We start from the raw sequence: 20,294 nt of genomic DNA, 5'->3' as shown, positions 1-20,294 counted from the left end.
AGGAGCACCTGGAGGAGGGATCAGCCTGGCCGCCTTGGACGCAATTCAAGGGGGAGCCGCTGGTCGTCGACCTGATGTCTCCGGCGTACCGACCTCTCACGTGAGATAGAGCGAGCCAATACGCACATCAAGCGCCCAGATTACCGGGCCCGGCCGGGAGGGTCAAAATCCCCCCGGCCGGAGCCGGTGGCGCGACCCCCGATCAGCGGTCCCGATCGACCCGGGTGACGTCCCAGACCGGCTCGGAGGACTCGTAGACCCGGCCGTCCGCGCCGAACACCAGGAAGCGGTCGAAGGTCCGCGCGAACCACCGGTCGTGGGTGACGCACATCACCGTGCCGTCGAAGGCCTCAAGCCCGGCCTGCAGCGCCTCGGCGCTCTCCAGGTCCAGGTTGTCGGTCGGTTCGTCGAGCAGCAGCGCGGTGACGCCGGACAGCTCCAGCTTGAGGATCATCAGCCGGGCCTGCTGGCCGCCGGAGAGCGACTCGAACTTCTGCTCCTCCTGGCGGTCCAGCTCGTAGCGGCGCAGCGCGCCCATCGCGGCGCCGCGGCTGAGCGCGTGCTCCTCCTCGACGATCGAGCGGACCGTCCGGCCGAACAGCTCCGGGTGCGCGTGGGTCTGCCGGAAGTGGCCGGGCACCACCCGGGCGCCGAGCTTCCACGCGCCGCTGTGGGCCACCGTCTCGTCGCCCGCGAGCAGCCGCAGCAGGTGCGACTTGCCGGCGCCGTTGGCGCCCAGCACGCCGACCCGCTCGCCGTAGAAGACCTCCAGGTCGAAGGGCTGCATCAGCCCGGTGAGCTCCAGCCGCTCCATGGTGAAGGCGCGTACGCCGGTGCGCCCGCCCTTGAGCCGCATGGTGATGCTCTGCTCGCGCGGCGGCGCCTCCGGCGGGCCGGCGTCCTCGAACTTCTTCAGCCTGGTCTGGGCGGCGGAGTAGCGGGAGGCCATGTCGTGGCTGACGGACGCGGCCTGGCGCAGGTTGACGACCAGCTTCTTGAGCTTGGCGTGCTCCTCGTCCCAGCGGCGGCGCAGTTCCTCGAAGCGCTCGAAGCGGGCCTTGCGGGCCTCGTGGAAGGTGTCGAAGCCGCCGCCGTGCACCCAGACGCTGCTGCCGGCCGCGCCGGTCTCGACGCTGATGATCTTGTCGGCGGTGCGGGAGAGCAGCTCGCGGTCGTGCGAGATGAACAGGACGGTCTTCGGGGTGGCCTTGATGGCCTCCTCCAGCCAGCGCTTGGCCGGGACGTCCAGGTAGTTGTCGGGCTCGTCGAGGAGGAGCACCTCCTCCGGCCCGCGCAGCAGCGCCTCCAGCACGAGCCGCTTCTGCTCGCCGCCGGAGAGGGTGTTCAGCCCGCGCCACTGGGCCTTGTCGAAGGGCATACCGAGGGCCGCCATGGTGCAGACGTCCCAGTCGGTCTCGTAGTCGTAGCCGCCGACGTCGGCCCAGTCGGAGAGCGACTGGGCGTAGGCCATCTGCGTCTTCTCGTCGTCCTGGGCGATCATCGCCAGCTCGGCGGCGTCCACCGCGCGGGCGGCCACCGCGATCCGCGCGGGGGCGACCGAGACCAGCAGGTCGCGCACCGAGGCGTCGGCCGGCAGCGCGCCGGGCGTGGCCTCCTGGTCCTCCCGGCCGGTGGTGCCGACGAACTGGCGCATCACGCCGAGCCCGCCGCTGATCGTCACCGTGCCGCCGTGCGGCTGGATGTCCCCGGCGATCATCCGCAGCAGGGTGGTCTTGCCCGCGCCGTTGGCGCCGACCAGGGCGACCGCGGCGCCCTCCCCCACCCGGAAGGACGCGTCGTCGAACAGCACCCGCCCGTCCGGCAGGTAGTACTCCAGGTGCGAAATCTCGACGTGTCCCATGGGAGCGATTGTCCCAAGCCGCCGCCCCGGACCAAAACCGATTAACCGGCCGCCGGCTCCGGGGCCTCCGCGGGGCCCGCCGCGGGGGCGGTCACGCCGGGCAGGGTGCGCATCCGGCGGGCGGCGCGGTTGCGCTCGGCGAGCTGGTCGTCGGCCGGGTAGCCGACCTCCTCCAGCGTCAGCCCGTACGGCCGGATCACGTTGACGGCGGAGTTGCGCACCCCGCCGGCCAGCACCTCGCCGGGGAACTCCACCGGCCGGTGGCCGTCGCCGACCAGCAGCATCGCGCCGACCAGGGCCCGCACCATGTTGTGGCAGAAGGCGTCGGCCCGGACGGTGGCGACCGCGAGCGAGCCCTCCTGGGCGGCGTAGGAGTCCACCGGGACGCGGTCCCAGTGCAGTTCCAGCAGGGTGCGGATGGTCGTCGCGCCCTCGCGCTTCTTGCAGTACGCGGCGAAGTCGTGCTCGCCGAGTAGCAGCTTCGCGGCCTCGTTCATCCGGTCGACGTCCAGCGGCCGGTCGTGCCAGAGCACATGGCCGCGCAACAGCGGGTCGACCCCGCCGGGATGGTCGGCGACCCGGTAGGCGTACCGGCGCCAGACGGCCGAGAAGCGGGCGTCGAAGCCGGCCGGGGCCTCGCCGACCCGGTAGATCCGGACGTCCCCGGGGAGCCGCCCGGCCAGCCGGCGCAGCAGCTTCTCCCGGTGCGCCTCCCACAGCTCGGCCGGCAGGTCCACGTGGGCGACCTGGCCGCGGGCGTGCACACCGGCGTCGGTGCGGCCGGCCACCGTGAGCGGGAAGAGCTCCGGGCTCCGGGTGACGATCTGCAGCGCGGTCTCGATCTCCTCCTGGACCGTCCGCCGGCCGCCTTTCTGGCGGGCCCAGCCGGAGAACTCGGCGCCGTGGTAGGCGAGGTCCAGCCGGACCCGGACATACCCGTCGGCCGGGCCGTCCTTCACCGGCGGCTGCTCGGCGCAATCGTTGACCACTGCTTCTCACATCTCCCGGGGATGAGGAACGGGCCCGCTCCCCCACGGATGGGGAAGCGGGCCCGCGGAACACCTAGGCCCTGTCCGGTCGATCTTGGCGGATCAGCGCGCGGCGGTGGGCGCCCGGCTGGGCGTGCGCCCGGATCGCCCTCGTACTGGACGTACTTGGGTGATTCGGGCGTGCGTCCAGGCGGGATGCCCGGCGTCGCGCGCCCGGCAAGATCGGCCGGACAGGGCCTAACGGCGTCAGGCCTGCTCGGCGGCCTCGGCCTCGTCGGCCTTGGTCTCCACAGCGGCGGCCTCATCGGCCTCCTTGACGGCACGCTTGGTGGCGGCCTCGGCCTCGCCGACGGCGGTCTGCGCGACGGTCAGCGCCTCGACCAGCTCGATCACGGCCATCGGGGCGTTGTCGCCACGACGGGGACCGATCTTGGTGATACGGGTGTAGCCACCCGGGCGGTTCTCGTAGCGCGGCGCGATCTCGGTGAAGAGGGTGTGCAGCACCGAGATGTCGGTGATGGTCTTGCGCACCAGGCGACGGTTGTGGATGTCGCCCTTCTTCGCCTTGGTGATCAGCTTCTCCGCCAGCGGGCGCATCCGACGGGCCTTCGCCTCGGTCGTGGTGATGCGGCCGTACTGGAACAGCTCCCGGCACAGACCGGCGAGCAGCAGCGGCTCGTGGTGCGGGCCGCCGCCGAGGCGGGCACCCTTGGTGGGACGCGGCATGGAATTACTCCTCGAATCTCCGACTGCGGCCGTACCAGGTACCGCAGCGGGCGTACGAGCACGGTGCCCGTACGACTTTCACGACAGCGGAGGCGGTTCCGGGGAACCGCCCCCGCGGTCAAGTCTCTCAGTACTGCTCGGTCTCCGCGTAACCCGCGTCGTCCAGGTCGTCGGCGCCGAAGGCGTCGGCGGCGGCGGTCGGGTCGAACCCGGGCGGGCTGTCCTTGAGGGCCAGGCCCATGCCGGCCAGCTTCGCCTTGACCTCGTCGATCGACTTCGCACCAAAGTTGCGAATGTCGAGCAGGTCGGCCTCGGAGCGGGCGACGAGCTCACCCACGGTGTGGATGCCCTCGCGCTTGAGGCAGTTGTAGGAGCGGACCGTGAGCTCCAGCTCCTCGATCGGCAGCGCCAGGTCGGCGGCCAGGGCGGCGTCCGTCGGGGACGGGCCCATGTCGATGCCCTCGGCGTCGATGTTCAGCTCGCGGGCGAGACCGAACAGCTCCACCAGGGTCTTGCCGGCCGAGGCCATGGCGTCGCGCGGACGCATGGCGGGCTTGGTCTCGACGTCGACGATCAGCTTGTCGAAGTCGGTCCGCTGCTCGACACGGGTGGCCTCGACCTTGTAGGTGACCTTCAGCACGGGGCTGTAGATCGAGTCGACCGGGATGCGGCCGATCTCCTGGCCGGAGGCCTTGTTCTGCACGGCGGAGACGTAGCCGCGACCGCGCTCGACGGTCAGCTCCATCTCCAGCTTGCCCTTGCCGTTCAGGGTGGCGAGGACCAGCTCGGGGTTGTGCACCTCGACACCGGCCGGCGGGGCGATGTCGGCGGCGGTGACCACACCAGGGCCCTGCTTGCGCAGGTACATCACGACCGGCTCGTCGTGCTCCGAGGAGACGACCAGCTGCTTGATGTTGAGGATGAGGTCGGTGACGTCCTCCTTGACGCCCGGCACGGTGGTGAACTCGTGCAGGACGCCGTCGACGCGGATGCTGGTGACAGCGGCACCCGGGATCGACGACAGGAGGGTACGACGGAGAGAGTTGCCGAGGGTGTAGCCGAAGCCCGGCTCCAGCGGCTCGATCACGAACCGCGAGCGGAACTCGTCGACGACCTCTTCGGTCAGCGAGGGACGCTGAGCGATCAGCATGTTTTCAGATCCTCCAGTGGTTTTCGGCACCCACTATTTGATGCCGAACAGAACCAGCGTACGGGGTCCCGCAGAGAACGAGACCCCGTACGAGGTTTAGAGCATGACCCGCGTGCCCGAAGGCGCTGCGTCAGACGCGGCGGCGCTTCGGCGGACGGCAGCCGTTGTGCGGGGTGGGGGTGACGTCCTGGATCGAGCCGACCTCCAGGCCGGTGGCCTGGAGCGAACGGATCGCGGTCTCGCGGCCGGAGCCCGGACCCTTCACGAAGACGTCAACCTTGCGCATGCCGTGCTCCTGCGCGCGACGGGCAGCGGCCTCGGCGGCCATCTGCGCGGCGAACGGGGTGGACTTGCGCGAGCCCTTGAAGCCGACGTGGCCGGCGGAGGCCCAGGAGATCACGTTGCCCGACGGGTCGGTGATCGAAACGATGGTGTTGTTGAACGTGCTCTTGATGTGCGCGTGGCCGTGAGCGACGTTCTTCTTTTCCTTGCGGCGGATCTTCTTCGCGCCGGCAGCCTGACGACCCTTGGGGGGCATAAGTCTGTTCTCCTACTGAGGTGGTCGGTCCGCTGACCCGCGGGCCGGAGGGATGTCCGGTGACGGGACGGACTACTTCTTGCCCGGCTTCTTCTTGCCGGCGATCGCGCGACGCGGGCCCTTACGGGTACGCGCGTTGGTGTGGGTGCGCTGGCCGCGGACCGGCAGGCCCCGGCGGTGACGCAGACCCTCGTAGCAGCCGATCTCGACCTTGCGGCGGATGTCGGCGGCCACCTCGCGGCGGAGGTCACCCTCGACCGTGAAGTTGGCGTCGATGTACTGGCTCAGCTTGACCAGGTCGTCCTCGGCGATGTCGCGAACGCGGACATCGGGGCTCACACCGGTCTCGGCGAGGGTCTGCTGGGCGCGGGTACGGCCGATGCCGTACACGTAGGTAAGGGCGATCTCGATCCGCTTCTCACGGGGGAGATCAACGCCGGCGAGGCGTGCCATTCATGGCTCCTGTGTTTTTTCAGAGGTCTGGCGTGCCACCTACTCCGACACCTCACGGTGAGGGAGCCCCGGCCTCTGACCGGGGGCGGCAGTCCGTCGGGGACGGATCGGATGGCCCGCTTATGACGTTTTTCGCGTCGCGCGAAGTACTACGAGAAATGCTGGGGGAGAGATCAGCCCTGGCGCTGCTTGTGGCGCAGGTTGTCGCAGATCACCATGACCCGGCCGTGGCGGCGGATCACCTTGCACTTGTCGCAGATCTTCTTGACGCTCGGCTTGACCTTCATGTTTCAGGTTCTCCGGGTCTAGATCTGGCGTTGCTTACTTGTAGCGGTAGACGATCCGGCCGCGCGTGAGGTCGTAGGGGCTGAGCTCCACCACGACCCGGTCGTCCGGCAGGATGCGGATGTAGTGCATGCGCATCTTGCCACTGATGTGCGCGAGGACCTTGTGACCGTTCTGCAGCTCGACCTTGAACATCGCGTTCGGAAGAGACTCGATCACGGTGCCCTCGATCTCAATGGCGCCTTGCTTCTTAGCCATGAACTGCGAGATCCACCTTCCGGGACCGGCTACCGTATGCGGAACGCTCGTGCGAACCTGGGTCCACCCCGACCCCGACGAGGGGGAAGAGGGCGTGCTGGAGCACGCTACGAGTGAGCCGACGGTCCATCCTACGCCAGCGCGAGGGATGCACCAAAACGGCGTCCCCCGTCAGCCGAGCCTGCCCACCGGGGCCACCGGGGCGGTCAGCGGCTCGACGTGGGCGGTGCAGGCGGAGCAGCGGCGGGCGGCCTGGGGGATCTCGGTCAGGCACTCCGGGCAGGGACGCTTCGGGGTCTTCGGCTTCTTCGGCAGATAGCGGGCGGTCGCCTTGGTCACCGGCAGCACCACGCAGAAGTAGAGCACGGCCGCGGTCATGAGGAACGCGATCAGCACGTTGAGGAACTGCCCGTACGGGAAGGTCACCCCGGCGACGGTGGCCTTGTACGAGCCGAAGTCGCCGGCGGCGCCGACCACCACACCCACCAGCGGGGTGAGGAAGGCGGACACGAAGCCGGTCACCACCGCGGTGAACGCGGCACCGATGACCACACCGACCGCCATGTCGACGACGTTGCCGCGCATCATGAAGTCGCGGAATCCCTTGAACACTGCTGTCTCCTGCTCGCTCGAAACCCTGAAGCCCTGCAGCCCTGAACCACTGCCAGCGCATAAAAATAGGACAAAAGCCCTGGAGGTCCAAACCTCCAGGGCTCCGATCCCTTGTCAGCGACGGCAGTCGGCCACCGCCGGGCCGTCGCGGAGCTACGCCAGCGGGTCCGGCGCGGCCGTCACACCCAGCGTGGCCAGCATCTCCCTGCCGCCGTCGAAGGCGGTCAGCACCAGCGGGCCCTGCTCGGTGACCGCCACCGAGTGCTCCCAGTGCGAGGCCCAGGTGCCGTCGTTGGTGACCACGGTCCAGTCGTCCTCCAGCACGGTGGTGTGCGGGGTGCCCAGCGAGACCATCGGCTCGATCGCCAGCACGGTGCCGGGGATCAGCTTCGGGCCCTTGCCGCGGCCGCGCTCGACGTAGTTCAGCACGTGCGGCTCCATGTGCATCGCGGTGCCGATGCCGTGGCCGCCGTAGCCCTCGGTGATGCCCCACTTGCCCTTCGGCGGGAGCGGCTGGCGGCGGATGTAGCCCTCGATCGCCTTGGAGACGTCGACCAGGCGGTTGCCCTTCTTCATCTGGGCGATGCCGGCCCACATCGAGCCCTCGGTCACCCGGCTCAGCATCGCGACCTCGGGGCTGACCTCGCCGACCGCGACGGAGATCGCCGCGTCCCCGTGCCAGCCGTCCAGGATCGCGCCGCAGTCGATCGAGATGAAGTCGCCCTCCTGGAGCACCCGGTCACCGGGGACGCCGTGCACGACCTCGTTGTTCACCGAGGCGCAGATCACGCCGGGGAACCACAGGCCGCCGTGGTGGGCCCGGAAGTTCGAGGTGGCGCCGTGGTCGGTGATGACCTTGTCCGCGATGTCGTTGAGCTCCTGGGTGGTGATTCCCGGGACCACCGCCTCGCGGCACGCCTTGAGCGCCTCGGCGACGACCAGCCCGGCCGCTCGCATTTTCGCGATCTGCTCGGGGGTCTTGATCTCCACCATCTGGGTCACGCCTTCCTTGGGTTCCCGCGCGGTCCTTGCCGGCGGCCGTGCACTCGTTCCACCGTACGACGCCGTACGGCCGCGCTGCCCGGGCGGGGCTGCGCGGCCGTACGTACGTCGCCGAAAAATCAGCGGTCCTGCTTCAGCGCCTCGATCGCGCGCTGGGTGACCTCGTCCACCTTGCCGAGGGCCGGGATCGTCGCGATCAGGCCCTGCAGGCGGTAGTACTCGATGATCGGCTCGGTCTCCGTGTGGTAGACCTCCAGCCGGGTCCGCACCTTGTCCTCGGTGTCGTCCGAGCGCTGGTACAGCTCGCCGCCGCACTCGTCGCAGACGCCCTCCGCCTTCGGCGGGTTGTAGTCCACGTGGAACACGTGGCCGCCGTCGTTGCGGCACAGCCGGCGACCGGCGATGCGGCGGACGACCTCGTCCTCGGGGACCTCCAGGTCCAGCACGCCGTCCAGCGCGATGCCCTGCTCGGCGAGGAACTCGTCCAGCGCCTTCGCCTGGCCCAGGTTGCGCGGGAAGCCGTCCAGCAGGAAGCCGTCGGCGGCGTCCTCCTGGAGCATGCGGTCCTTGGCCATCCCGATGGTGACCTCGTCGGGCACCAGGCGGCCCGCGTCCATGTAGCTCTTGGCCTCGACACCCAGCGGGGTGCCCTGGCCGATGTTGGCGCGGAACAGGTCGCCGGTCGAGATGTGGGGGATGGACAGGGTCTTGGCGAGCAGGTGCGCCTGAGTACCCTTCCCGGCCCCGGGGGGTCCGACGAGGACGATACGCATCAGCGGAGGAACCCTTCGTAATTGCGCTGCTGGAGCTGGCTCTCGATCTGCTTCACAGTTTCGAGGCCGACGCCGACGACGATGAGCACGCTGGTGCCACCGAACGGGAAGTTGGTCTGCTGTCCGAAGGCGACCAAGGCGATCATCGGGATCAACGCGATCAGGCCCAGGTAGAGCGAACCAGGCCACGTGATGCGGGTGAGCACGTAGTTCAGGTACTCGGCCGTCGGCCGGCCCGCCCGGATACCCGGGATGAACCCACCATACTTCTTCATGTTGTCGGCAACTTCTTCGGGGTTGAAGGAGATCGCGACATAGAAGAAGGCGAAGAAGACGATCAGCAGGAAGTACGTCGCCATGTAGACCGGGTGGTCACCGCGTACGAAGTGCTTGCTGATCCAGACCGCCCAACTCGCCTGGCTGTTGGTCAGCTGAACCACCAGGGCCGGGATGTACAGCAGCGACGAGGCGAAGATGACCGGGATGACACCGGCCTGGTTCACCTTGAGCGGGATGTAGGTCGAAGTACCGCCGAACGCCCGGCGGCCGATCATGCGCTTCGCGTACTGCACCGGGATCCGGCGCTGCGCCTGCTCGACGAAGATGACCAGCATCACCACGATGACGCCGATCGCGATGACCGAGAGGAACTCGACCCAGCCGTCGCCGATGGTGCCGGACTGCTTGATCGCCCACATCGAGGTGGGGAACTGGGCGGCGATCGAGGTGAAGATCAGCAGCGACATGCCGTTGCCGATGCCCCGGTCGGTGATGAGCTCACCGAGCCACATGATCACCGTGGTGCCGGCGGTCATGGTCAGGACCATCACCGCGATCCGGAAGACGCCGGTGTCCGGGACGATCTGGTTGGCCTGCGGGCAGCCCGAGAACAGGGCGCCGCTGGACGCCGTCGCCACGATGCCGGTGCCCTGGAGCACCGCCAGCGCGATGGTCAGGTACCGGGTGTACTGGGTGATCTTCGCCTGGCCGGCCTGACCCTCCTTCTTCAGCGCCTCTAGTCGCGGGATCACGACGGTGAGGAGCTGGAGGATGATGCTGGCCGTGATGTACGGCATGATGCCGAGGGCGAAGATCGTCAACTGCAGCAGAGCGCCACCGGAGAACAGGTTCACCAGGCCGAAGAGCCCGTTGTTCTTGGTCGCCTTGATACAGGCGTGAACCGCCTCGAAGTCGACCCCGGGGACGGGAACGTGCGAGCCCAGCCGGAACAGCACCATGATGCCCAGCGTGAACAGCAGCTTCTTGCGCAGGTCGGGCGTCTGGAACGCCCGCGCGAACGCACTGAGCACGGTGCCTCCTGCGCCTCCCGCACGTCGTCGGCGGGAGGGTCGGTCCTGGAATGGGGAGTTTGCGGTTCGGGCCCCCGTACAGACGGCACAGGCGAGCCTACGCGCAGCCTACAAGGGAACTCCACGGACTCTAACAGTGCGCGGCCACTCGAAAGAAGCGCGTACGCCCGCTCCCCCACTCACGGGGTACGGGATGCCCGGTTTTGCCACACAAAAGAACGAGGGCCCGATCACCGCAATCCGGACCGCCCCGGGGCGGGAAAGTCCGGAAAAGGCACGAGCCCCGCGCTTCCCTGAACGGGAAACGCGGGGCTCGTGAAGTCAGCGGGCTCAGACGAGCTCGGTGACGGTACCGCCGGCGGCGGTGATCTTCTCGGCGGCCGAGCCGGAGACGGCGTCAACCGTCACCTGCAGGGCGACCGAGATCTCGCCGGTGCCGAGCACCTTGACGAGGGAGTTCTTGCGAACCGCGCCCTTGGCGACCAGGTCCTCGACCGTGACCGCGCCACCCTGCGGGTAGAGCTCGGCCAGCTTGTCGAGGTTGACGACCTGGAACGTGATCTTGAACGGGTTCTTGAAGCCCTTCAGCTTCGGCAGGCGCATGTGGAGCGGCATCTGGCCACCCTCGAAGCGCTGCGGAACCTGGTAGCGGGCCTTGGTGCCCTTGGTACCACGACCCGCGGTCTTACCCTTGGACGCCTCACCACGACCAACACGGGTCTTGGCGGTCTTGGCACCCGGGGCGGGACGCAGGTTGTGCACCTTGATCGGCGAGTCAGCCATCTCAGTCCACCTCCTCGACCGTGACGAGGTGACGCACGGTCTGGGCCATCCCGCGGATCTCGGGACGGTCCTCCTTGACGACCACATCATGCATGCGCTTCAGACCCAGCGAGCGCAGCGTCTCGCGGTGGTTCTGCTTGCTGCCGATGTACGACTTGGTCTGCGTGATCTTCAGGCGAGCCATCAGGCGCTCACCCCAGCAGCAGCCCGAGCACGGAGCAGACCGGCCGGAGCCACGTCCTCGAGCGGCAGACCGCGGCGAGCGGCCACCTCCTCGGGGCGCTGGATCTGCTTCAGGGCGGCAACGGTGGCGTGCACGATGTTGATCGCGTTGTCCGAGCCGAGCGACTTCGACAGGATGTCGTGAACGCCGGCGCACTCCAGGACGGCGCGCACCGGACCACCGGCGATAACACCGGTACCGGGGGCGGCGGGCTTCAGCAGCACGACGCCGGCGGCCTTCTCACCCTGAACGGGGTGAGCGATGGTGCCCTGGATACGGGGGACCTTGAAGAAGTTCTTCTTGGCCTCCTCAACACCCTTGGCGATGGCGGCCGGAACCTCCTTCGCCTTCCCGTAACCAACACCCACGGTGCCCTCGCCATCGCCCACCACGACCAGCGCGGTGAAGGAGAAGCGACGACCACCCTTGACTACCTTGGCGACGCGGTTGATCGCGACGACGCGCTCCACGTAAGCGGTCTTCTCGACGGCGGGGGCGTTGCCCCGGTCGTCACGCTTACGGTCGCGCCGCTCGCCACCGGTGCCGCCGCCGGCGCCGCTACCGCGGCGCTGGGGTCCAGCCATTGGAATTACCTCTCTCGATTACGTCCGCCGACAGAGTCGACGAGCGGCTTAGAAGTCGAGCCCGGCCTCACGGGCCGCGTCCGCCAGGGCGGCGATGCGGCCGGCGTACCGGTTGCCCGCGCGGTCGAAGACGACCGACTCGATGCCGGCAGCCTTGGCGCGCTCGGCGACCAGGCTTCCGACCTTCTTGGCCAGCTCGGTCTTGTCGCCCTCGGCGCCCTTGATGGACACGTCGAGGGTGGACGCCGACGCCAGGGTGTGACCCTTGGCGTCGTCGATGACCTGGGCGACCATGTGGCGGTTCGAGCGCGTCACGACGAGGCGCGGACGCACCTCGCTGCCGACGACGCGCTTGCGCACGCGGATCGCGCGGCGCTTGCGAGCGGCGCTCTTGTAGGCGTTGCCCTTGCCGATCTTGACAGAGACACTCATCGCTTACTTACCACTCTTTCCGACCTTGCGGCGGATGACCTCGCCCGCGTACTTGACACCCTTGGCCTTGTACGGGTCGGGCTTGCGCAGCTTGCGGATGTTGGCGGCGATCTCGCCGACCTTCTGCTTGTCGATGCCGTCCACGTGGAACTTGGTGGGGGACTCGACGACGAAGGAGATGCCCTCCGGCGCGGTGACCAGGATCGGGTGGCTGTAGCCGAGCGAGAACTCCATGTCGGAGCCCTTCGCCGCGACGCGGTAACCAACACCGCTGATCTCCAGCGACTTGCGGTAGCCCGCGGTCACGCCGGTGATCATGTTCGCCACCAGCGTGCGGGTCAGGCCGTGCAGGGCCTTCGAGCGACGCTCGTCGTTCGGGCGGGTGACGACAACGGTGCCGTCCTCGCCCTTGCCGATCTCGATCGGCTCAGCGACAACGTGGGTGAGCGAGCCCTTGGGGCCCTTCACCGCAACCGCCTGGCCATCGATGGTGACGTCCACACCAGCGGGAACCTGGATGGGCAGCCGTCCAATTCGCGACATTGCTGTACCTCCGTTTCCCGAATTACCAGACGTAGGCGAGAACTTCTCCGCCTACGCCCTTCTTGGCGGCCTGCTTGTCGGTCAGGAGGCCGGAGGACGTGGAGATGATCGCCACGCCCAGGCCGCCGAGAACCTTCGGCAGGTTGGTGGACTTTGCGTAAACGCGCAGACCCGGCTTGCTGATGCGCTTGATGCCGGCGATGGAGCGCTCACGGTTGGGGCCGAACTTGAGCTCGATGGTCAGCTTCTTGCCGACCTCGCCCTCGACGGGCTCCTCAACCTTGTAGGAGGAGATGTACCCCTCCTGCTGCAGGATCTCGGCGACGTGCGCCTTGATCTTGCTGGCCGGCATCGCCACGGAGTCGTGGTACGCCGAGTTCGCGTTACGCAGACGCGTGAGCATGTCTGCGATGGGGTCGGTCATGGTCATGATGGCCTCAGGCCTCTCTCGCCGTGGTTTCTCCGCACCAGGTCCCCCTGTCGCACTCACGAGGAGTGCGACAGAGGCACAAGCGCAGGGGACCTGCGACGTAGTAAGACTGGGATGCGAGCCCTTCCTCACGGAAGGCTCACGGACGTCCATGGAGACGCCGTGACAGGGGGCCCGACCCCACAACCTTACGGGATTCCGTACGGGAGCCCAAAAACGGGCGGTGTGGGATCGGGCACCTCTGCTTCGCAGGTGTACCTCGTACCTAGGACTACTGGATTACCAGGAGCTCTTGGTCACGCCCGGCAGCTCGCCGCGGTGCGCCATCTCACGGAGGCAGACACGGCAGAGGCCGAACTTGCGGTACACCGAGTGCGGACGGCCGCAGCGCTGGCACCGGGTGTAGGCCCGGACGCCGAACTTCGGCTTCCGCTCGGCCTTCGCGATGAGGGACTTCTTCGCCATGTGTTACGCCTCCTTGAACGGGAAGCCCAGAGCGCGCAGGAGCGCCCGGCCCTCGTCGTCGGTCTGGGCGGTGGTCACGACGGTGATGTCCATACCGCGCTGACGGTCGACCTTGTCCTGGTCGATCTCGTGGAACATGACCTGCTCGGTCAGACCGAAGGTGTAGTTGCCACGGCCGTCGAACTGCTTCGGGGAGAGGCCGCGGAAGTCACGGATTCGCGGCAGGGCCAGCGAAACCAGACGGTCCAGGAACTCCCACATGCGGTCACCGCGGAGGGTGACGTGGGTGCCGATCGGCTGGCCCTCGCGCAGCTTGAACTGCGCGATGGACTTGCGAGCCTTGGTCACGGCCGGCTTCTGACCGGTGATCGCGGTCAGGTCGCGGATCGCGCCCTCGATCAGCTTGCTGTCACGGGCGGCCTCGCCGACACCCATGTTGACGACGACCTTGACCAGGCCGGGCGTCAGCATGACGTTCTCGTACGAGAACTGCTCCTGCAGCTGACCCTTGATCTCGGAGTTGTAACGCTCCTTGAGACGGGGGGTCACCTTCTCAACAGTCGTCTCAGACATCAGATGTCCTCACCGGTTCGCTTGGCAACGCGGATCTTGTTGCCCTCGTCATCGAAGCGGTAGCCAACGCGGGTGACGACCTTCTTGCCGTCCTTCTCCACGACCAGCTGGACGTTGGAGACGTGCACCGGGGCCTCGACGGTGACGATGCCACCCTGAGTACCCGGGCCCGGCTTGGTGTGCTTCTTGACCCGGTTCACACCCTCGACCAGGACCTTGTTCTCGGCGGGCATGGCCTGGATGACCTTGCCCTGCTTGCCGCGGTCCTTGCCGGTGATGACCTGAACCAGGTCACCCTTCTTGATCTTCATGCTGTTCGCCATGGGTTAGAGCACCTCCGGCGCAAGCGAGATGATCTTCATGAACTTCTTGTCGCGCAGCTCGCGGCCCACCGGGCCGAAGATGCGGGTACCGCGGGGGTCACCCTCGGTGTTCTTGAGGACGACGGCAGCGTTCTCGTCGAACCGGATGTACGAACCGTCGGGACGACGGCGCGACTTCACGGTACGGACGACGACGCACTTGACGACGTCACCCTTCTTCACCGAACCGCCGGGGATCGCGTCCTTGACTGTGGCGACGATGACGTCCCCGATACCGGCGTAGCGGCGACCGGAACCACCGAGAACGCGGATGCAAAGGATTTCCTTCGCGCCCGTGTTGTCGGCGACACGCAGTCGCGACTCCTGCTGGATCACAGCTTTCTCCTGATCGTCAACGAGAGCTGACGGGCCGGCCGCTGCTCACACCAGCGCCCGCGAGGGGCCTGGTGCACATACGGCCGTACCGCATCAACTTCGTTACTTGGCCTTCTCGAGGATCTCGACGACGCGCCAGCGCTTCGTCGCGGACAGCGGGCGGGTCTCCATGAGGAGGACCCGGTCGCCGACGCCGCAGGCGTTCGCCTCGTCGTGCGCCTTCAGCTTGTTCGTACGGCGGATGACCTTGCCGTACAGCGCGTGCTTGACGCGGTCCTCGACGGCGACGACGACGGTCTTGTCCATCTTGTCGCTGACGACGAGACCCTCACGGGTCTTGCGGAAACCGCGCGTCTCGTTGGTGTTCTCAGTCATCAGGCGCTCTCCACCGTCTCGATGCCCAGCTCGCGCTCGCGCATCAGGGTGTAGATCCGCGCGATGTCCTTACGGACGAGCTTGAGCCGTCCGTGGTTGTCGAGCTGCCCGGTCGCCGCCTGGAAGCGGAGGTTGAACAGCTCCTCCTTGGCCTCACGGAGCTTGGCAACGAGACCCTCGTTGTCCAGCTCGCGGAGGTCAGCAGCCTTGGTGCCGGCCGACATCAGCTCTCACCTGCCTCGCGCCGGATGACCCGGCACTTCATCGGGAGCTTGTGAGCTGCGCGGGTCAGCGCCTCACGAGCCACCTTCTCGTTGGGGTACGACAGCTCGAACATGACCCGACCCGGGTGCACGTTCGCGATCCACCACTCGGGCGAACCCTTACCGGAACCCATGCGGGTCTCGGCCGGCTTCTTGGTGAGCGGACGGTCCGGGTAGATGTTGATCCAGACCTTGCCGCCACGCTTGATGTGACGGGTGATGGCGATACGAGCGGACTCGATCTGCCGGTTCGTCACGTAGGCCGGGGTGACGGCCTGGATGCCGTACTCGCCGAAGGCGAGCTCGGTGCCACCCTTGGAAGCGCCGCGACGCTTGGGGTGGTGCTGCTTGCGGTGCTTGACCCTACGGGGGATCAGCATGGGGGTCAGGCCTCCGTTCCGGTGTTCTCGGCGGCCGGAGCCTCCGCGACCGGGGCCGCGGGGGCCTCGGAAGCGGCGGGGCGACGGCCACGGCCACCGCGCTCGCCACCACGGCGCTCGCCACCGCGGGCGGGACGACCACCCTCGGGACGGGCCGGGCGGTTGCCCGAGCGGGCAGCGGCGTTCTCAGCGCGGACCTCGGCGATGTTCTTGACGTCGCCCTTGTAGATCCAGACCTTCACGCCGATGCGGCCGAAGGTCGTCTTGGCCTCGAAGAAGCCGTAGTCGACGTTCGCGCGCAGGGTGTGCAGCGGCACACGGCCCTCGCGGTAGAACTCCGAACGGCTCATCTCGGCGCCGCCGAGACGACCGGAGCACTGGACCTTGATGCCCTTGGCGCCGGACTTCATGGTGCCCTGCATCGACTTGCGCATGGCACGACGGAAGGAGACGCGGGAGGACAGCTGCTCCGCGACGCCCTGAGCCACGAGCTGGGCGTCCAGCTCGGGGTTCTTGACCTCGAGGATGTTCAGCTGGACCTGCTTGCCGGTCAGCTTCTCGAGGTCGCCGCGGATGCGGTCGGCCTCGGTGCCACGGCGACCGATGACGATGCCGGGGCGAGCGGTGTGGATGTCGACGCGGACGCGGTCGCGGGTGCGCTCGATCTCGACCTTGGAGATGCCGGCGCGCTCCATGCCCTTCGTCATCATGCGACGAATGGCGACGTCTTCCTTGACGTAGTCCTTGTACAGCTTGTCGGCGTACCAGCGGGACTTGAAGTCCGTGCTGATGCCGAGGCGGAACCCGTGCGGGTTAACCTTCTGGCCCATTACCGGGTCCCTTCCTTGCTGCTGACGACCACGGTGATGTGGCTGGTCCGCTTGCGGATCCGGTAGGCGCGGCCCTGGGCACGCGGGCGGAACCGCTTCAGGGTCGGACCCTCGTCAACGTACGCCTCGCTGATGACGAGGTCGTCCACGTTGGAGTGGTTGTAGTTGTGCGCGGCGTTGGCAATGGCGCTGTCGAGCACCTTGCCGACCGGCACGGTGGCGGCCTGCGGAGCGAAACGCAGGACGGCCTGGGCCTCCGTGGCCGGCAGGCCACGGATGAGGTCCACCACGCGGCGGGCCTTCATGGGCGTGACGCGGATGTACCGCGCCTGGGCCCTGGCTTCCATGGTTGTCCCCTTAATGGAGTAAGTCATTGAGTCGTTCTGGCGGTGAAGCTCAGGCGACTAGCGACGCTTCGACTTGCGGTCGTCCTTGACGTGGCCGCGGAAGGTGCGGGTCGGAGCGAACTCGCCCAGCTTGTGGCCGACCATCGACTCGGTGACGAACACCGGGACGTGCTTGCGACCATCGTGAACCGCGATCGTGTGGCCGAGCATGGCCGGGAAGATCACGGAGCGGCGGGACCAGGTCTTGATGACGTTCTGGGTACCCGCCTCGTTCTGCGCGTCCACCTTCTTGAGAAGGTGGCCGTCGATGAAGGGGCCCTTCTTGAGACTGCGCGGCATCTGACCTGCTCCTAGCGCTTCTTGTTGGTCTTGCGGCGGCGCACGATGAGAGCGTCCGAGGCCTTCTTCGGGCGACGGGTGCGACCCTCCTTCTGGCCCCACGGCGAGACCGGGTGGCGACCACCGGAGGTCTTACCCTCACCACCACCGTGCGGGTGGTCGATCGGGTTCATGGCGACACCACGCACGGTCGGGCGAACGCCCTTCCAGCGCATACGGCCGGCCTTGCCCCAGTTGATGTTCGACTGCTCGGCGTTGCCGACCTCGCCGACGGTCGCGCGGCAGCGCGCGTCCACCAGGCGGATCTCACCGGAGGGCATGCGCAGGTGCGCCATCTTGCCCTCACGCGCCAGCAGCTGGATGCCGGAGCCGGCGGAGCGGGCCAGCTTGGCACCGCCACCGGGACGCAGCTCCACCGCGTGGATGGTGGTACCAACCGGGATGTTGCGCAGCGGCAGGTTGTTGCCCGGCTTGATGTCGGCGCCAGCGCCGTTCTCGATCCGGTCGCCCTGCGTGATGCCGCGCGGCGCGATGATGTAGCGCTTCTCGCCGTCCGCGTAGTGCAGGAGCGCGATGCGCGCGGTGCGGTTCGGGTCGTACTCGATGTGCGCGACCTTGGCCGGCACGCCGTCCTTGTCGTGACGACGGAAGTCGATCACACGGTAGGCGCGCTTGTGACCGCCACCCTGGTGGCGAACGGTGATCCGACCGGCGTTGTTACGGCCGCCCTTGCTGTGCAGGGGGCGAACCAGCGACTTCTCCGGCGTGGACCGCGTGATTTCGACGAAGTCGGCCACGCTCGAGCCACGGCGGCCCGGCGTAGTCGGCTTGTACTTGCGGATACCCATTTTCGTCCTCGTCTTGATCGACGATCACGGCCTCCGTCAGGAGGTCGGACCACCGAAGATGTCGATGCGGTTGCCCTCGGCCAGCGTCACGATGGCGCGCTTGGTGTCCTTGCGCTTGCCGAAACCCGTCTTGGAGCGCTTGCGCTTGCCCTGACGGTTGATCGTGTTCACAGCCTCGACCTTGACCGAGAAGACCGCCTCGACGGCCTGCTTGATCTGGGTCTTGTTGGCGCCCGGCGACACGATGAACGTGTACTTGTTCTCGTCGAGAAGGCTGTAGCTCTTCTCGGAGATGACCGGCTTCACCAGGACATCACGGGGGTCCGTGAACGTCTTGCTCGTAACGTCGCTCATCAGGCGGCGCTCCCTTCGAGCTCGCCCTCAGCGGCAACGGCCTTGGCGGACGCGGCCGGACCGGCCACGAAACGCTCGAAGGCGGCCTGGGTGAAGACCACATCGTCGGAGACGAGCACGTCGTAGGTGTTCAGCTGACCGGCGTCCAGGATGTGGACGTTCGGCAGGTTGCGAGCGGACTTCAGGCCCAGCTCGTCCGCACGCTCGACGACCAGGAGGACGTTCTTGCGGTCGGTGATCTTGCCGAACAGGCTCTTGGCGGCCTTGGTCGACGGCGCCTCGGCCGCGATCACGTCGGTGACGACGTGGATGCGGTTGTGGCGGGCCCGGTCGGTGAGCGCACCGCGCAGGGCGGCGGCGATCATCTTCTTCGGGGTCCGCTGCGAGTAGTCGCGCGGCACGGGACCGTGCACGACGCCACCGCCGGCGAACTGCGGCGCACGGGTCGAGCCCTGACGGGCGCGGCCGGTGCCCTTCTGGCGGTACGGCTTCTTGCCGCCGCCGCGGACCTCGCCACGAGTCTTGGTCTTGTGGGTGCCCTGACGGGCCGCAGCGAGCTGCGCCACGACGACCTGGTGCATCAGCGGAACGCTGACCTTCGCGTCGAAGATCTCGGCCGGAAGCTCGAGGCTGCCGGTCTTGTCGCCCGAGGGCGACAGGATGTCAATGGTGCTCATATCCTTCACAGCCCCTTCGCCGCGGTGCGGACGAGGACGAGGCCGCCGTTCGGGCCCGGGATCGCACCCTTGATCAGGAGCAGACCCTTCTCCGCGTCAACCGCGTGCACGGTCAGGTTCTGGGTGGTCACACGCTCGTGACCCATCCGGCCGGCCATCTTCAGGCCCTTGAACACGCGGCCCGGGGTGGCGCAGCCACCGATGGAACCGGGCGAACGGTGCTTGCGCTGCACGCCGTGACCGGCGCCGAGGCCCCGGAAGTTGTGGCGCTTCATGACACCGGCGAAGCCCTTGCCCTTGGAGGTGCCGGTCACGTCGACCTTGACACCCGCCTCGAACAGCTCGGCGGTGATCTCCTGGCCCAGGGTGTACTCGGACGCGTCCGTGGTACGGAGCTCGACCAGGTGGCGGCGCGGGGTGACACCGGCCTTGGCGAAGTGACCCGCGAGGGGCTTGTTCACCTTGCGGGGGTCGATCTCGCCGAAGCCGATCTGGACGGCGTCGTAGCCGGCCGGGCTGTCGGCGGTGTGGACCTGGGTCACGACATTGGGCCCAGCCTTGACGACGGTCACCGGGACAACCCGGTTGTTCTCGTCCCAGACCTGGGTCATGCCGAGCTTCTCGCCCAGGATGCCCTTAATCTGCTTAGCCATCTTCGGTGCGCCTCTCAGAGCTTGATCTCGATGTCGACGCCAGCCGGCAGGTCGAGACGCATGAGCGAGTCAACCGTCTTCGGCGTGGGGTCGAGGATGTCGATCAGACGCTTGTGAGTACGCATCTCGAAGTGCTCGCGCGAGTCCTTGTACTTGTGCGGCGAGCGGATGACGCAGTACACGTTCTTCTCAGTGGGCAGCGGCACCGGGCCCGCGACCTGCGCACCAGTACGGATCACCGTCTCGACGATCTTCTTCGCCGAAGAGTCGATGACCTCGTGGTCGTAGGCCTTGAGCCGGATGCGGATCTTCTGTCCCGCCATGGCTACTTTGTAGTCCTTTGTCCTAGTTGCCTCGCGACCCCTTCCGACCCCCGCGCTCGGGCGTGTCGCACTCGCGCTTGCAAAAAACCGGCGATTGACTCGTCGGTTTCCAACTTTCGGGGAAGGGGGAGCCGGGTCGAGACCCCGCGTACGCTTCCCGGAAGATTCCCGTACTTTCGCCCCGCAGCTGCCGTGGCGTAACAGACACGCTTGACGG

The 20,294-nt window shown here is 67.6% G+C and carries 33 protein-coding genes; all 33 read right to left on the bottom strand.

Features of this window, described 5'->3' with window-relative positions; translation table 11 throughout:
* Positions 1-202: 202 nt before the first annotated feature.
* The 33 genes from ACFP3U_RS21460 to rpsJ all read right to left on the bottom strand — a co-directional run bounded on the left by ACFP3U_RS21460 (position 203) and on the right by rpsJ (position 20,077).
* A complete protein-coding gene (locus tag ACFP3U_RS21460) occupies positions 203-1,861 on the bottom strand; it encodes an ABC-F family ATP-binding cassette domain-containing protein (protein WP_380227198.1) in 1,659 nt (552 codons plus the stop codon).
* A 41-nt stretch (positions 1,862-1,902) separates the two neighbouring features.
* Entirely contained in the window at positions 1,903-2,850 is a 948-nt protein-coding gene (gene truA / locus ACFP3U_RS21455) for a tRNA pseudouridine(38-40) synthase TruA (protein WP_380227197.1), read from the bottom strand.
* A gap of 246 nt (positions 2,851-3,096) precedes the next feature.
* Positions 3,097-3,576 (bottom strand): 50S ribosomal protein L17, encoded by a 480-nt coding sequence (rplQ, locus tag ACFP3U_RS21450; protein WP_359897505.1) that lies wholly within the window; start codon positions 3,574-3,576, stop codon positions 3,097-3,099.
* Between the two features lie 127 nt (positions 3,577-3,703).
* The gene (locus ACFP3U_RS21445; RefSeq protein WP_030232516.1) at positions 3,704-4,726 is read right to left on the bottom strand and encodes a DNA-directed RNA polymerase subunit alpha; all 1,023 of its coding nucleotides are present in this window, start codon (positions 4,724-4,726) and stop codon (positions 3,704-3,706) included.
* Between the two features lie 130 nt (positions 4,727-4,856).
* Positions 4,857-5,264: a 30S ribosomal protein S11 gene (gene rpsK / locus ACFP3U_RS21440; protein ID WP_014136257.1), complete on the bottom strand. Its 408-nt coding sequence runs from the start codon at positions 5,262-5,264 to the stop codon at positions 4,857-4,859.
* A 72-nt stretch (positions 5,265-5,336) separates the two neighbouring features.
* Positions 5,337-5,717 (bottom strand): 30S ribosomal protein S13, encoded by a 381-nt coding sequence (rpsM, locus tag ACFP3U_RS21435; protein WP_030393312.1) that lies wholly within the window; start codon positions 5,715-5,717, stop codon positions 5,337-5,339.
* A 173-nt stretch (positions 5,718-5,890) separates the two neighbouring features.
* The gene (gene rpmJ / locus ACFP3U_RS21430; protein ID WP_003956441.1) at positions 5,891-6,004 is read right to left on the bottom strand and encodes a 50S ribosomal protein L36; all 114 of its coding nucleotides are present in this window, start codon (positions 6,002-6,004) and stop codon (positions 5,891-5,893) included.
* Positions 6,005-6,038: 34 nt separating this feature from the next.
* Complete coding sequence (infA, locus tag ACFP3U_RS21425) at positions 6,039-6,260, bottom strand: translation initiation factor IF-1 (protein ID WP_003956442.1); 222 nt, start codon at positions 6,258-6,260, stop codon at positions 6,039-6,041.
* 171 nt (positions 6,261-6,431) lie between these two features.
* Positions 6,432-6,872, bottom strand: a complete 441-nt coding sequence (gene mscL / locus ACFP3U_RS21420) for a large conductance mechanosensitive channel protein MscL (protein ID WP_380227196.1) — start codon at positions 6,870-6,872, stop codon at positions 6,432-6,434.
* Between the two features lie 153 nt (positions 6,873-7,025).
* Entirely contained in the window at positions 7,026-7,865 is an 840-nt protein-coding gene (gene map, locus ACFP3U_RS21415) for a type I methionyl aminopeptidase (RefSeq protein WP_380227207.1), read from the bottom strand.
* 128 nt (positions 7,866-7,993) lie between these two features.
* Entirely contained in the window at positions 7,994-8,647 is a 654-nt protein-coding gene (locus ACFP3U_RS21410) for an adenylate kinase (RefSeq protein ID WP_380227195.1), read from the bottom strand.
* The gene (gene secY / locus ACFP3U_RS21405) at positions 8,647-9,957 is read right to left on the bottom strand and encodes a preprotein translocase subunit SecY (RefSeq protein WP_380227194.1); all 1,311 of its coding nucleotides are present in this window, start codon (positions 9,955-9,957) and stop codon (positions 8,647-8,649) included. Before secY ends, ACFP3U_RS21410 begins: the two co-directional genes overlap by 1 nt.
* A 330-nt stretch (positions 9,958-10,287) precedes the next feature.
* Positions 10,288-10,740, bottom strand: a complete 453-nt coding sequence (gene rplO, locus ACFP3U_RS21400; protein ID WP_380227193.1) for a 50S ribosomal protein L15 — start codon at positions 10,738-10,740, stop codon at positions 10,288-10,290.
* Between the two features lies 1 nt (position 10,741).
* Positions 10,742-10,924 carry a 50S ribosomal protein L30 gene (gene rpmD, locus ACFP3U_RS21395; RefSeq protein WP_030300409.1) on the bottom strand — a complete coding sequence of 61 codons (183 nt, stop codon included), beginning with the start codon at positions 10,922-10,924 and terminating at the stop codon, positions 10,742-10,744.
* Positions 10,924-11,547, bottom strand: coding sequence for a 30S ribosomal protein S5 (gene rpsE / locus ACFP3U_RS21390; RefSeq protein WP_350542294.1), 624 nt, complete (start codon positions 11,545-11,547; stop codon positions 10,924-10,926). The genes rpmD and rpsE overlap by 1 nt, the downstream gene beginning before the upstream one ends.
* Before the next feature lie 48 nt (positions 11,548-11,595).
* Entirely contained in the window at positions 11,596-11,979 is a 384-nt protein-coding gene (gene rplR, locus ACFP3U_RS21385) for a 50S ribosomal protein L18 (protein WP_327677862.1), read from the bottom strand.
* A 3-nt stretch (positions 11,980-11,982) separates the two neighbouring features.
* The gene (gene rplF / locus ACFP3U_RS21380) at positions 11,983-12,522 is read right to left on the bottom strand and encodes a 50S ribosomal protein L6 (RefSeq protein ID WP_380227192.1); all 540 of its coding nucleotides are present in this window, start codon (positions 12,520-12,522) and stop codon (positions 11,983-11,985) included.
* 22 nt (positions 12,523-12,544) lie between these two features.
* Entirely contained in the window at positions 12,545-12,952 is a 408-nt protein-coding gene (gene rpsH / locus ACFP3U_RS21375) for a 30S ribosomal protein S8 (RefSeq protein WP_030055831.1), read from the bottom strand.
* Between the two features lie 279 nt (positions 12,953-13,231).
* The gene (locus tag ACFP3U_RS21370) at positions 13,232-13,417 is read right to left on the bottom strand and encodes a type Z 30S ribosomal protein S14 (protein ID WP_030393303.1); all 186 of its coding nucleotides are present in this window, start codon (positions 13,415-13,417) and stop codon (positions 13,232-13,234) included.
* A 3-nt stretch (positions 13,418-13,420) separates the two neighbouring features.
* Positions 13,421-13,990 carry a 50S ribosomal protein L5 gene (gene rplE / locus ACFP3U_RS21365; RefSeq protein ID WP_030393302.1) on the bottom strand — a complete coding sequence of 190 codons (570 nt, stop codon included), beginning with the start codon at positions 13,988-13,990 and terminating at the stop codon, positions 13,421-13,423.
* Complete coding sequence (gene rplX, locus ACFP3U_RS21360) at positions 13,990-14,301, bottom strand: 50S ribosomal protein L24 (protein ID WP_030055828.1); 312 nt, start codon at positions 14,299-14,301, stop codon at positions 13,990-13,992. Before rplX ends, rplE begins: the two co-directional genes overlap by 1 nt.
* A gap of 15 nt (positions 14,302-14,316) precedes the next feature.
* The gene (gene rplN / locus ACFP3U_RS21355; protein WP_030055827.1) at positions 14,317-14,688 is read right to left on the bottom strand and encodes a 50S ribosomal protein L14; all 372 of its coding nucleotides are present in this window, start codon (positions 14,686-14,688) and stop codon (positions 14,317-14,319) included.
* A 102-nt stretch (positions 14,689-14,790) separates the two neighbouring features.
* Positions 14,791-15,063 carry a 30S ribosomal protein S17 gene (rpsQ, locus tag ACFP3U_RS21350; RefSeq protein ID WP_042367669.1) on the bottom strand — a complete coding sequence of 91 codons (273 nt, stop codon included), beginning with the start codon at positions 15,061-15,063 and terminating at the stop codon, positions 14,791-14,793.
* Positions 15,063-15,287: a 50S ribosomal protein L29 gene (gene rpmC, locus ACFP3U_RS21345; RefSeq protein WP_049649042.1), complete on the bottom strand. Its 225-nt coding sequence runs from the start codon at positions 15,285-15,287 to the stop codon at positions 15,063-15,065. Before rpmC ends, rpsQ begins: the two co-directional genes overlap by 1 nt.
* Complete coding sequence (gene rplP, locus ACFP3U_RS21340) at positions 15,287-15,706, bottom strand: 50S ribosomal protein L16 (protein WP_380227191.1); 420 nt, start codon at positions 15,704-15,706, stop codon at positions 15,287-15,289. The genes rpmC and rplP overlap by 1 nt, the downstream gene beginning before the upstream one ends.
* Before the next feature lie 5 nt (positions 15,707-15,711).
* Entirely contained in the window at positions 15,712-16,536 is an 825-nt protein-coding gene (gene rpsC, locus ACFP3U_RS21335; protein ID WP_030393298.1) for a 30S ribosomal protein S3, read from the bottom strand.
* On the bottom strand, positions 16,536-16,883 hold the full coding sequence (gene rplV / locus ACFP3U_RS21330; protein ID WP_030055822.1) for a 50S ribosomal protein L22: 348 nt from the start codon (positions 16,881-16,883) through the stop codon (positions 16,536-16,538). Before rplV ends, rpsC begins: the two co-directional genes overlap by 1 nt.
* Positions 16,884-16,940: 57 nt before the next feature.
* Complete coding sequence (gene rpsS / locus ACFP3U_RS21325) at positions 16,941-17,222, bottom strand: 30S ribosomal protein S19 (protein WP_030055821.1); 282 nt, start codon at positions 17,220-17,222, stop codon at positions 16,941-16,943.
* Between the two features lie 11 nt (positions 17,223-17,233).
* Positions 17,234-18,070: a 50S ribosomal protein L2 gene (rplB, locus tag ACFP3U_RS21320; RefSeq protein WP_030393297.1), complete on the bottom strand. Its 837-nt coding sequence runs from the start codon at positions 18,068-18,070 to the stop codon at positions 17,234-17,236.
* Between the two features lie 36 nt (positions 18,071-18,106).
* Positions 18,107-18,424, bottom strand: a complete 318-nt coding sequence (rplW, locus tag ACFP3U_RS21315; protein WP_030300381.1) for a 50S ribosomal protein L23 — start codon at positions 18,422-18,424, stop codon at positions 18,107-18,109.
* The gene (gene rplD, locus ACFP3U_RS21310) at positions 18,424-19,101 is read right to left on the bottom strand and encodes a 50S ribosomal protein L4 (protein WP_380227190.1); all 678 of its coding nucleotides are present in this window, start codon (positions 19,099-19,101) and stop codon (positions 18,424-18,426) included. Before rplD ends, rplW begins: the two co-directional genes overlap by 1 nt.
* A gap of 5 nt (positions 19,102-19,106) precedes the next feature.
* Complete coding sequence (rplC, locus tag ACFP3U_RS21305; RefSeq protein ID WP_380227189.1) at positions 19,107-19,754, bottom strand: 50S ribosomal protein L3; 648 nt, start codon at positions 19,752-19,754, stop codon at positions 19,107-19,109.
* A gap of 14 nt (positions 19,755-19,768) precedes the next feature.
* Positions 19,769-20,077, bottom strand: coding sequence for a 30S ribosomal protein S10 (rpsJ, locus tag ACFP3U_RS21300; RefSeq protein WP_012785157.1), 309 nt, complete (start codon positions 20,075-20,077; stop codon positions 19,769-19,771).
* Positions 20,078-20,294 lie beyond the last annotated feature (217 nt).

This window comes from Kitasatospora misakiensis (assembly GCF_042656005.1).
In the GTDB taxonomy this organism is placed as follows: domain Bacteria; phylum Actinomycetota; class Actinomycetes; order Streptomycetales; family Streptomycetaceae; genus Kitasatospora; species Kitasatospora misakiensis.
Note: the sequence above shows the minus strand (reverse complement) of the source record. Positions and strands in the feature narration are given on the sequence as shown.